This is a genomic window from Echinicola sediminis, assembly GCF_054777495.1.
Genome location: NZ_BAAHAP010000125.1, coordinates 1 through 12,238 on the forward strand (window position 1 = coordinate 1; position 12,238 = coordinate 12,238).

Genomic DNA, 12,238 nt, shown 5'->3' on the forward strand with positions numbered 1-12,238 from the left:
GGTCCATATGGAGGGAATTTACTGATAAGCCTACTATCCTTGAGACCCTTGCTGATCATTTTTTTATAGGCAGTACTTTTGGGAAGAAAGTTGAAATCCCCCATTACCATTACTGGGGTATTTGCAGCAATTTCTTTGATTTTCCTGTTTATTAGCTCAGCACTTTTTTCCCGCGCCACTTTCCCTTTACTGTCAAAATGGGTATTAAAAATATAGATGGTCTTTCCTGTTTCCTTAAACGAAAATTTCGCCCAGGTGCAAACCCTAGTATAGCCAGCATCCCAGGATTTACTTGCTTTCTCAGGGATTTCCGAAAGCCAAAAGGTGCCTGAATCCATTAGTTCCAATTTTCTTTCATTGTAAAATATAGGATTGTATTCTCCCTCCTCTTTTCCGTCTTCACGACCGACTCCCAGCCAGTCGTAACCTGGTAGCATTTGCTCAAAATATTTTACCTGATGCAAATGGGGCTCTTGCATTCCGATAACGTCTGGCCCATGAAAATTTATCAATGCCGCTTGTACAGCTTTTCGGTTTGCCCAGTCATTTTCTTTGGGCTCACCATTATTAAAAAGCGCCTCATCATAGCCTACATTAAAGCTCATCAAGGAAAACCATTCCTGTCCCCTAACCATGCCAATGCTCATCAATAATAATAAACCGGTCAGTATTGTTCTCATTCTAGTTTGTGTTTAAGGCTTCCATTTCCCTAACTATAAAATTTACCACATAGAGAAATTTGCACTACTTTTCATAATGGAATTTGCACACCATTCATACTTTTTTTTGAAAAAAATATTATAAGACTAATCAACTAATGGCATACTCGCCTACAACTTCACCATCATCCCGGATCATCTTTATTTTTAGTGCTTTTGCATCTGCATAACACTGGATAACCGTTCGGCTACCTGTCTTGGGACCACCGCCAATAATAACCGGGTAACTATGCTCCTCACTTGGCTTATGAACCCCATATCTATGGGTATGACCGGAGATGACCATATCCACCTTGTATTTCTCAAACAAGGGGTGAAAAAGCTTTCTGCAATGGGTAGTACCATGCCAATCCCCAGAGTGGAAAGGAGGAATATGCATCAACACCACCTTGTACTTACAATCTTTGAAAGCTGGATTTTGAAGCTCCTGCTCCAACCAAACGGCCTGTTGCTCTCTAAAAGGGTCAAAACTTACCATTCCACTGTATTCGGGATGATCATCCTCCTTATCCTCTCCCGAATCGAGCACTATCCAATGAACGAGACCTCTTTCAAATGAAAAATAGTAGTCGTTGTTCTTAAAGGTGAAGTAATCCTTAAACTGTCGTGCAAACTTTCCCCTGGTTTCATGATTGCCACGGATCATGATAAAGGGCTTCTCCGAAGCAAAAAGCTGGGTGCAGGGGTCCACCAAATGATCAATAATTTGTTGCTCACCCGTTTGGTAATCAAACATGTCCCCGTTCAAAGCGACAAAGTCAAAATCAAAGTCACCGCAATGTTCGAAAAGTTCTCCAAATGAATAGGGGCGGTCATGAATATCATTGAATATCAAGCAGGATACTTTATCATCCCCACTGGAAGGAGTTCTGAAAACACCGCCTTTTAGCGCTATCACATCTCCAAAAACAAGCTTATAGGGATCAAACTGGACAATGGGCTTGCTCCTAAGTCTGTACTGGTAATTGGTTCCTTCCTTCAAACCCGTCAACCTAATACTGTTCAAGGTATTGTTGGCATCCACAAAGCCTTCTGATTCTGCCGTTTCTTTTTGGCTAAAATCATGCTCTCCATATTCCACCCAGCTGTAAGCATTGTGACTGGTGATGAACATAATGCTCACTTCATTTTCCCCAAGGGCCTGCAAGTAGGGAGCCGTAAGAAACCGGAAGTCATTCCGTGTAGGATTGGGAGGAGCTGGTTTCGCCTCTACGGCTGAAGCTAATGGCACGACCGCTCCCGTGAGGGCTACCTTAGAAAGGTTACCTAAAAATTCTCTTCTGGTATTTTGATCCTTTTTCATGGTCTTTATTTTGGAATGATTAATAGCATTTGATCTTCGGACATGTTCAATGTCAGCAAACCATCATGAACAGCTTGTTCGACAAGCTTAGTCTTCCCCTTAATGCCTACTTCAAAAATCTCTACTTGATTTACTCCTGTCCAGTTCTTCGGGATTGCCCATTTTCTATCCTTGTAGCCATTCTTACTGTAGGCTACAACTCCTTTTTGTTCCATCCACAATGCCGGCAAAAACACATCCTGACCATTGACCAACTCTTGGCCATTATGTGTAAGTTTATATTCTCCGTTTTCCAAGAAGGTGGACACGCCGTCTGAAAATCCCACGGCTTGCGCCCCATCTTCTTCCGTATAGTACCTTCTTTCCAGGCAATTCAGGAAATACCAGACCAGGGCCTGGGTACAAAACTCTTGCTTAAATCCGCTTAGGTTTTCAGGATCCTTTTTAACAATCTGCTCACCATGCATGCTGGTACCAAACAACTTTCCCAGCTCTCTGCGATCCACTCCCCCGGTGTAATAAGCAGCGGGCCAGTTAAGGTAATCTTCCAATCCCCAATCTACCCACCAAGCCATGGGCTGTAGGCCAGCAAAATTGTCCTTTCTCAAAAAAGTAGCCCCTTCACTGGTGACGTCCACTCCTTTTGATTCCCAATATTTAAATAATTCAACTTGAGCTTTGGACTCGTCTTCTACCGAAAAATCCAGATATGGACTTATTGGCACCATTAAAAATGGGGACTTACCTGGCCCTTCTTTCCCTATTGGTGCCCATGTATGGAAGGCATCGATATGTACTGTGCCCGCCTCTTCGATGGGCAATAAATTGCACAAGCTATCGATCCTTTTCTGGGCAAAGCCCGTTTTCAGCTCCTGGGCATAGCTGATCGGATACCCCCACTCTCCTTCCCTGAGGCTTCCATCCTTTTCTTTGGCGATAATATCATGCTCTACATAAGTATTCCAAAGTGGACTGTCCTCATAAGCATCAAACATATTGATATGGACACTCACTGTGGCATGGTACTTTTTGGCCTCATTCATCAGCCACTTCATGCTCTCTAAGGCGGTCTTGTCTTCTTTTCTTTTTAGTCTTTCATTGACCTCAAACCATGCGGGATATTTGGAATCATGGCCATTATATTGCCAACCCACCAGATAAATAATTTTGGGCAAAACTAAAGTCAAATGGTCTATCTTCTTGATGACTTCCAGTGCTTCTTCAAAATTCAAGAATACTTCTGAATCCCCATTATCCCTTCTTTTCAACTTCCCATCAAACTTGGATTGGGAAAGCATCAGCTTTAGTGTAAGGGTTTGATGATAGTCATGACTCCAGGAAATTTCCGGAATTGTTTTCTCAGGTTTGCTAAACAAAGTATCACTCTTTGCAGCAGCTATAAATGGTAACATCAGGGCAAAAAGAACACACATTGCCCCTATTGACACACTCTTTTTAGAACCTCTTTCTATCATTGGGTCTCTGGTTAGTATATAATCCTACTTTGTCATTTTATATCAGAAGATTGAAACCTGACAGGTCTCTTGACGGAAAACCCCATATAAAGACTTCGTGAGGCGTAAAACCTGTCAGGTTTTTTCCATTCCCTAAACATGACAAAGCAGGGGGAATTACTCTGCCTTTATCACATAAGGTTGTCCAGCCCTCAAATCAAGTCTCAGAACTCCGCCTTTTACTTTCTCTTTGCCAATAGACTGTAAACCATCTATACTTACCTCATAAAGCCTCACTACCGTTAAACTCTTCCAAATTTCAGGAAGCTTAAATACTTTGGATTGCTGATCTGTATCACTATAAAGTGCCAAACAACGGCCATCCTTCCAGGTAACGGGAAATAGGATGGTATCCTTTTCTCTCAGACGGGTCTCACCTTGCATCACCAAACTGTCCTGCAAAGAAACCTTGATATCATTGGAAAAGAATGCCACTCGTTCATCACCACTTCCCTCCACAGCGATGCGTTCGTGATCATTGAGGAAAAAGTACTGTAAGCAATTCAGGTAAAATTCTCGGGCAAAGTTGCTGTCCCAATCTTTGTTCTCCAATTCCGACTTTTGAAAATAGGGCCACAGAGGTTCTCCGTACATGCTCTGTCCAAATAGGAACCCCAGGCCAAAATCACTCCATTCTATATCCGGATTGATGCCGCTTCCTGTATAAATATTAGCAGGGATTTTCATGTATTGATCCTGCGTCCGATGGTTAAAATGCCAGGCAAAGGGTACCAGTCCAGTCATATAATCCATGGCCCATTCGCTGGTCACATCGATTCCCTTTTCTGCCCAATAGTGTAGGGCCTTTTTCTGATAATCCGCTTCCATGATCATAGATTCTTGATGCCCTTTACTTTCCCTAGCTATCCAAGCATCAATATGAATGGTCCCAGCATTCTTGAGTTCAGGAAGTAAGTTGACCAAACTATCAATTCTTCTTTGGGTCCATCCAGCTTCCCACTCCCTTTTATAATTGATCTGATAAGCCTTTCTGTTATTGTAATTTCCGATAACCATCAAGTCTCCAGAAAGGCCTTTTGAAATCATATCATTTTCCACATAGGTATCCCAAAGCGGGCTATCGTCATATGCATCGGTCATATTGATATGCAAGCTCACCGTGGTGTGGTACTTTCTAGCCTCTCGCATCAACCACTGTAAACTTTCTCGGGCGGTCTGGTCTTCAGGCCTCTTCAGTGCCTCATTGACTTCAAAAAAGGCGGGGTATTTATCATCATGGCCATTGTACTGCCAGCCCACCAGGTAAATGATTTTAGGCACCTGCAAGGTCAAATTGTCCGCTTGTTTGATCCATTCAAGGGCCTTTTCAAAATCACAATATACCTTCGATCCTCCATGAGCATCCGGTTTGGCCATTAATAGCTTCATGACCACAGACTTGGAATAATTATGGTTCCAGATCGATTGTTGGGCTGAAAGCCTATGGAAAAACAGGCAAAAGAAAATAAATAAGATGCTTATTAATTTTAATTTACGCATTAGGTGTAATGGGGTATAGCTTACCTATGCTTTTGGAGATAACATAAAATGAATAACGAAGATATTCACTCCGTTATTCATTGTTATTATTGAAGGATTTGATTTATTCAAGAGTAGACTGTATTAACCATTCTCTGCTTGTTCCATCAGCAGCTGTAACAATATATCTTCTTTCTTGACTGAAATCACCTGGTTTTCCTAGTTCTGGTGCTCCTGCTACTGGCTTGATAGAGGCTGCCGGTGAAAGTTTCGCATAACCGATAATTGAAGCCAATGAGACTTTTTTCCTTTCACTTTCAGGAAAATTTGATGTGGCTTCAGGAATAGTTGCCGTTATCACAACCTGATTCAATTCTTGATTGATGATCAAAGAAGAATTTAAAGTAACTACAGAAAGTTTCTCAACACCATTATCATTTGTAGACACAAACCTGTGTTCAAAATCAAAATCGATGATTGATGCCTCGTCGTATTCGGGTAAATCCTCAAGTCCCCACTCAATACATGAGCTCAAAGTGACAATTAGGAATAGTAATAAATATATTGACTTTTTCATTTTTCTCCTATTTAGTTCCATCCTGGGTTTTGTTCAAGATTTTCATTAAGTCTAACCTCCTTGTTGGGAATTGGAAAAAATAAACGTTTTGGCATTTCAAAACTCATATTTACCGTAAAGGGGCTTTCAATTACATTTACAATTCCATCAAATTCCATATCCAAGCCATGTAACCTATAACCATTTAATTCTGGAATGCTGTTCGCATCTTCCGCTCTCGCCCACCTGATCAAAGACCAATATCTATCATCCTCTTGAACAAGCTCCACCCTTCTTTCAATTTTATAGAATTTCCAAAAATCTTCAGCGGAAGCCCCAAGCTCCAAAGGAGGAAGTCCACCATGAGTCTCTCTGGTTTTGTTCATGTATTCTACCGCTTTAGGTATATTTCCTATTCTACCATAAGCTTCTGCTTTATTTAGGTATACTTCTGCAAGGCGAAAGATCGGCTCCGCCCAATCTACGGGGTAATTCCAAAACATAAACTCATCTTCATACATCCATTTCCGAAAAGTATACCCTGATTTTGACATGCCCCAAGTACTTAATGGATTAGACGTCCAGTGGGCATTCCCCCCCCTTCTGAATGTAAAGAAAGACTTGGAATACTTTGCCGAATCCCTTACAACCGACTTTTCGAACCTGACATCTCTATTCTCCCACATATCCTTTGAAGGTTTGCCCTGAAAGTTGTTATAAGGCTTCATCACTGCTTGACCATTTTCTATTATCAAATAAGAATCCACCAATTCTTGTGATGGCCATCTCAAAGGCCAGCCCTGAAATTCATCATTGGGATCATACTGAGGGACAGCATCTGCGTGTAGTTTCGGACCATTCGCCATATTTGGAAGGCTTCTAAACATTCTTGTATCAATAAAATTGTTGTATTCTTTAGTGGTGTAATACACCATGATTACCTCATTGGAATTGATAGAAGATTGATAATTATTAAAGAGACTCTTATAATCTGGCTCTAATGAAAATTCCCCGCTGTTTTCTATTGCGTCTGCAGCACTGATTACTTTATCATAATCACCAATTTGTAAAGCGACCATGGTGATAAAGGCATATGCTGCAGCCTTGGTCAATCGTCCTTTCTCCGCAGTATCTGGCAGGCCAGAGATAGATGATTCAGCATCATTTAAAATATGGTCGTATGTTTCCCGCTCTGTTGACCTAGGCAGTTTTAGTTCATCCTCAGGCGTCAAAACATTATTTACAAGAATTATCCCCCCAAATCTACGAGCCATCCAAAAATTAATCATTGCCCTTAACATCTTTGACTCAGCAACTAACCGAACTTTAAATTCATCTGGAATTTTTTCTGAAGCAGTAATTCTTTCTATGGCAAGATTACATTTTCGAATTTTCCCAAATTGGTTCCATCCATAATCAGCGGTATTTTCAATTGCCCCAGCTTGGGTCCACCTTGCACCGTTATCATCATTGCAAATGATATTATCAGTCCAGTCATCAGTATATTGTGTAGTATACAACCCTCTTACGACATCAGCATAGATATCTATTACAAAACCTTCTGCTAAAGCGGGATCATTCCATACAATTAATTCTGAAAATTTGTCCAGGGGCGCTTTGTCGAGGATCTCATCGTTACATGAGCTCAGTGCCAAAGCTGAAATTATCGATATTATTATTAATAATTTTTTCATGTTAAGATTATTGATTTTTTAAAATGACACCCTTAGACCCACATTGAAGGTTCTTTGGACTGGATAGCCATAATTATCACTGCTACTGGTTTCTGGATCGATATAATAATCGTTCATTGGGGAAATGGTAAATAAATTGGTTGCACTCAGTAAAAGTGTACAGTTATCTACACCATCAAAATTGCTGAAAAGCACTTTTTTCATATCATAGGTCAGGCTTATGCTTTTCATTCTCAAATACCAGGCATTTTTTAACCAGAAAGAGGATGTAACTACATTATTTCCGCCATTAACCTGATTAAAAGATGAAATTCTTGGAAACAATGCATTGGGATTTTCAGGTGTCCAGTTGTCTGCCTGAATTTGATAGAGTTTATGATTGATTTCATTTTGCCACATTCCTCCCAGGTAAATATGTCTATTTCCTGCTCCTTGCATCAGAACATTAATTCCTAGAGCTCTGTATTGTCCTCCTAGATTAATGCCGTAAATAACATGTGGAAAATCAGCCTTTCCAATACGCACCTGATCATCTGCGTCAATTCTCCCATCTCCATTATAATCCTTATATTTAAGGTCACCGGACATGGTTTCTGTTGAACCTAATCTCCTTGGTGAGTTAATGATCTCCTCCATTGAGCCATAATAACCTTGATCCAAATACCCAATGGTGTAATAGTCCTTTTGATGCGTTAATCTACGCTCAGGATTCTTTAAAGAAGTGGAGTCCTCATCAAATTTTCTTTCCCACAACTGATCATAATATGAAACATTTCCTCCCATATTCATTTTCCACTGCCCAATCTGAAAACGATAGTTCAAACTTCCCTCTACACCACCTCTTCTTTGTGCCGAATTTGTATTGATCTGGGGAAGATTTTTCCCTAAAGGTGTTGTATATCTGTCGGAGGGGCTTGCTAAAAAACCTGATGTTCTATAATAAAACCAGTCAAACGTGCCTTCCAGTTTACTTTCAAAAAAACCGAAATCAACTGCAAAATTCATTGACTCCCGGTCAAACCAACTTAAGTTATCACTAACCAAATTTCCCTCTTGAAAACCTGCTCGCCAGACACCTCCTGTATAATACCTATTGGGAGAAAGATTGTAGACAGGAATATAGGCGAACCTGGCAACATCACCTGTACTCCCCAAAAGCCCCCAAGATCCTCTTACTTTCAGAGTGGAAACTTTTAATTGGCTCATTACAGGTAATAAAAATTCTTCTCTATCCATATTCCATCCTAATGATAAAGAAGGAAATAGTCCAAAACGCTTGGTTGAAGGGAAATTATCGTTTCCATCATACCTAAAGTTCCCTTCAAAGACGTACTTCTCTTTAAAATCATATTTTAAACGGGCGATATATCCCAGCCTAGCTCCCTCTGAGGCATTACCGCCATTGTCCTTCCCTTCTGATGATCCAGCAAATAGTTGGTCCACTGATGGAGATATGTAATCCCTTCTGTAAGCATTAAACCCGTCCCATCTCCATTCACTATTGGACACTACCCCCATAAGTTCCACGGTATGTTGCTCATTGAAGGTTTTCAGGTAGTTGATATGACCTTCAACATCATATTGATAGGACCGGCCCGTTGACTGTGACAAACTTGGATTTCCCATATTATTCAACTGGTTATCCCAGGAATAAGTTGGTGCTGAATTGCGTTGGTTGGCATACCAATTTTTTCCAAAATCAAATTCCATTCTATAATTCCCAACTGCTTTTAAACTCAATCCATCAACATGGGGAACTTTCCAATTGGCCACTAACCTTGTATTGACCCTATTGTTTTCATTTCTTATATAGCCGGCTCTGCTATCTGCTTCCGCTAATGGGTTTTCCAATCCATAATAATTTCCATTGGGATTATAAAAAGGGTTACCACTTCCCCAGTTTCTTACATGACTCCAAATGGTCCAAGTTCCAGCCGGAGGACCTGTGGTAACATTTCTTTGAAGGGACACATTTCCGTCCAAAGTCAAACCTATTTTTTTGAAGTGTTGGGATATATTAGATCTAAGTGAAAATCGATCCAATCCATGTGAACTGGTAGAGTAGATCCCATTTTGCTTTAAATAATCCAAAGACATAAAAATTCTGGTGTCCTTAACTGAACCATTTAAGCCGATATTATGTCTTTGTTGTCCAGAGAAGTCATTAACAGCTAGATCAAAGGGATTTAAGTTAGGGTATTTTACTGGATCCCAATTATTTCTGAGGGTATCCAACAATTCATTTCCTATTACTTGAGGTAATCCATCATTATGCGCTGCGCTATTTTTAAGTAACGCTTTATCATATGGAGACAAATATTTAGGAATCAAAGTAGGTTGCTGAAAGGAAAAATCCCCACTATATGAAATGCTTATTTTACCTTCTTTACCTTTTTTTGTAGTAACCAGCACAACGCCGTTTGCAGAATTGAAACCATATACAGCAGCAGCGGCAGCATCCTTTAACAAGGAAACTTCATCAATATCATTGGGTGGTATAAGTGCAAACTCATTTTTTGATGCTATTATCCCATCGATTACATAAATTGGTTCTCCACCACCCCTGATGGAAATACTGGGTACTGAACCATATTCTCCGCCAGACTCCCGTGCAAACAATCCTGGGGCCCGCCCTGCTAATCCCTGAACCACTGAGGCAAAAGGTGCTTCACCAATTTCTTTGGTTCCTATCGTAGATATGGAACTCACCATTTTACTTTTAGTGGTGGTACCATAGCCTACAACGACTACCTCTTCCAAATTTCCTAAATCTTGTTCCAAAACAACATCTACAACGGACTGATTTTGGACAATTTGCTCGTGGATTTTATAGCCGACAAAGCTAAAAACCAGTACATCTCCATCGGTAGCATTAATGAGGTAATTACCATCAATATCAGTGACTGTACCGGTCTGGGAGCCTTTAATCTTTACAGTTACACCGGGGAGCGGCTCGCCATCTTCACTGGAAACCACTTTACCCGTAATTTCTTTCAGATCTACATTATGTATAATTTCCTCAATTTTACTATCCGCGTCCGATAACACTACGCTAACATGAATATTGTCATTTATGCGTGTAAATTTTAAGTTGGTTTGTGCAGAAATTCCTCCCAAAATAGTGGCGAGTGATTGGTTTTTCATCTCCATGTTCACCCTAACCTGATCAGGCTTTAAGTAGCTGTCGTTAAAAGTAAACCTAAGATGGGTTTTCTCCTCCAACTCTTTCAGTACCATGTCCAGAGTTGTATGGTTCGCAGAAAGCGAAGTCTTTATTTGGTGGATACTTTTCCGTTGAGCGTTACTTGTATTGGCCATCAGAACAGCTGTAAAAAACAGCTGGATAATAAAGCCAAAGACAAAATATTTGGATAGCATAATGATTTGCCTAAGTATTTTTTTTTCCATACTTTGAAATGATTTTGAGTGATACATTACTTAAAGTTAGCCTTTGTAAGATTTGGCGATCCACTCAAAGGCTTGTGGGCAGTGCAGATACCTTCTCTGTACTGCCTCTCTTTTTAGCTACTGTTGTAGATAGTGTGTTTCATATTATTTTGGGTTTTTAATTATTACTATATCACCTTTAATTTCAAAGGAAAAATCCGAAGTGATGCTTATGCCTTCCATGACCCTTTCAATAGGCTCGTGATAATAACTCCCGGTATACGCCCAATTCTTGGGTAAATTTTCACCCCCTAGTATCTTCATACCATACCATTTCTCGATCTTATCCTCAACTTCCTTCCAACAGTCCTTTTTAAAGACCAAATATTTATCTTTCCAGCCAATAGTTTCCATTGGGTCAAAGCTACTCTTGCTAAACCTTCCCTTTTCTTCAATGGTCAGCATTTCATTTGGTGCTATCATGATCTTATTTCCCAAATCATCCTCCACTGACACTTTTCCTGAAACCAAAGCAATTTCAAGCTTTTCGTTTTGTTTAACATTAAATGAAGTCCCCAGGACCTTGATCTTAACACCGTGGGAATGGATGATAAATGGTTTTTTACTGTTTTCCGCAACATCAAAAAAGGCTTCCCCTTGAAGCTCCACCACTCTGGTGCTGTCTTTAAAAGATTTGGGAAAAGTAAGGGAACTTACAGCATTTAAATGTACTGTGGTCCCATCTGAGAGTGAAATAATGGACTTTCTCCCAGAGGGATTGGATTTTGTTACCAATTCCAGCTCTATAACCTCTTCCTTGCTTTGATCTTGAATGATATTATAGGAAAGCAGAATGCACATTCCAACCAAAATCACCGCTGCAACATTTTTTACCAGCCCCCAATAGCTTCTCCTATCTTTGCAAATATCTTCCGAGGATTCATTCATGATATCCTCATACATTTCAGTATACACCATATTGGAGATTTCCACTTCTCTCTTATACTCTATGGATTGGATGATATCATATGCTTTAAGCACCATATCCATTTTGTGGGGGTGGTTTTCCAACCATTTTCTCCAAAAATGTTCAGTGTCTTCATCGGGTGACTTTACCCACTTGACGAAAAATTCGTCTGTCAAAAAATCCTCAATATTGTAATTTACATATTTCATAATTCCTTCAGCACCAGTTATTCCCAATGTCCTTGGTTCACTTTTTATTAAAGATTAATTTTCTCCTTTAAACTGGCTATAGCCCTATATATCAATTTCCTAGCAGATCTTACATCCTTAAAATCCATCAACTCACACAGTTCTTTATATGAAAGTTCCTCCCGGTAAAAAAGCAACAATGCCCGTCGCTGTCTGGAGGGAAGCTGATTGATGGCTTCTTCTAAGAGTTTTTTACGTTCTTGATTAACTTCCTCATTGATCAACTTGGTCTCATGGGAAACTTCTACTTGAAAATCTAATTCATGATACTCTACTGATTTAAAAAGTACTTTATTCTTCTCCTTAATCATTCTCACCAAATCTCTATATAGCGTCTTAAATAGATAGCTTTTTATACTATAGACATTCCC

Annotated in this window: 9 protein-coding genes; all 9 read right to left on the reverse strand. The window is 39.9% G+C overall.

Going from position 1 to position 12,238, the window contains the following annotated elements:
* Positions 1-680 (reverse strand): endonuclease/exonuclease/phosphatase family protein (locus ACYVAA_RS20460; protein WP_460545385.1); only part of this gene is annotated, 680 nt, incomplete at its 3' end.
* Between the two features lie 130 nt (positions 681-810).
* Positions 811-2,022 (reverse strand): purple acid phosphatase family protein, encoded by a 1,212-nt coding sequence (locus ACYVAA_RS20465; protein WP_460545388.1) that lies wholly within the window; start codon positions 2,020-2,022, stop codon positions 811-813.
* 5 nt (positions 2,023-2,027) lie between these two features.
* Positions 2,028-3,497: a glycoside hydrolase family protein gene (locus ACYVAA_RS20470; protein WP_460545390.1), complete on the reverse strand. Its 1,470-nt coding sequence runs from the start codon at positions 3,495-3,497 to the stop codon at positions 2,028-2,030.
* A 156-nt stretch (positions 3,498-3,653) separates the two neighbouring features.
* Complete coding sequence (locus ACYVAA_RS20475; RefSeq protein ID WP_460545393.1) at positions 3,654-5,036, reverse strand: endo-alpha-N-acetylgalactosaminidase family protein; 1,383 nt, start codon at positions 5,034-5,036, stop codon at positions 3,654-3,656.
* 103 nt (positions 5,037-5,139) lie between these two features.
* Positions 5,140-5,592: a DUF5018 domain-containing protein gene (locus tag ACYVAA_RS20480; protein ID WP_460545395.1), complete on the reverse strand. Its 453-nt coding sequence runs from the start codon at positions 5,590-5,592 to the stop codon at positions 5,140-5,142.
* 11 nt (positions 5,593-5,603) lie between these two features.
* Entirely contained in the window at positions 5,604-7,265 is a 1,662-nt protein-coding gene (locus ACYVAA_RS20485) for a RagB/SusD family nutrient uptake outer membrane protein (RefSeq protein WP_460545397.1), read from the reverse strand.
* Positions 7,266-7,283: 18 nt separating this feature from the next.
* Positions 7,284-10,673, reverse strand: a complete 3,390-nt coding sequence (locus tag ACYVAA_RS20490; protein ID WP_460545399.1) for a SusC/RagA family TonB-linked outer membrane protein — start codon at positions 10,671-10,673, stop codon at positions 7,284-7,286.
* A 144-nt stretch (positions 10,674-10,817) separates the two neighbouring features.
* On the reverse strand, positions 10,818-11,828 hold the full coding sequence (locus ACYVAA_RS20495; protein ID WP_460545401.1) for a FecR family protein: 1,011 nt from the start codon (positions 11,826-11,828) through the stop codon (positions 10,818-10,820).
* Between the two features lie 47 nt (positions 11,829-11,875).
* A partial coding sequence (locus ACYVAA_RS20500) for an RNA polymerase sigma factor (RefSeq protein ID WP_460545403.1) occupies positions 11,876-12,238 on the reverse strand: 363 nt, incomplete at its 5' end.

Bases quoted from the DNA above. Each gene is read 5' to 3' on its own strand.
- ACYVAA_RS20465 (WP_460545388.1), bottom strand. From the start codon at position 2,022: ATGAAAAAGGATCAAAATACCAGAAGAGAATTTTTAGGTAACCTTTCT.
- ACYVAA_RS20470 (WP_460545390.1), bottom strand. From the start codon at position 3,497: ATGATAGAAAGAGGTTCTAAAAAGAGTGTGTCAATAGGGGCAATGTGT.
- ACYVAA_RS20475 (WP_460545393.1), bottom strand. From the start codon at position 5,036: ATGCGTAAATTAAAATTAATAAGCATCTTATTTATTTTCTTTTGCCTG.
- ACYVAA_RS20480 (WP_460545395.1), bottom strand. From the start codon at position 5,592: ATGAAAAAGTCAATATATTTATTACTATTCCTAATTGTCACTTTGAGC.
- ACYVAA_RS20485 (WP_460545397.1), bottom strand. From the start codon at position 7,265: ATGAAAAAATTATTAATAATAATATCGATAATTTCAGCTTTGGCACTG.
- ACYVAA_RS20490 (WP_460545399.1), bottom strand. From the start codon at position 10,673: ATGGAAAAAAAAATACTTAGGCAAATCATTATGCTATCCAAATATTTT.
- ACYVAA_RS20495 (WP_460545401.1), bottom strand. From the start codon at position 11,828: ATGAAATATGTAAATTACAATATTGAGGATTTTTTGACAGACGAATTT.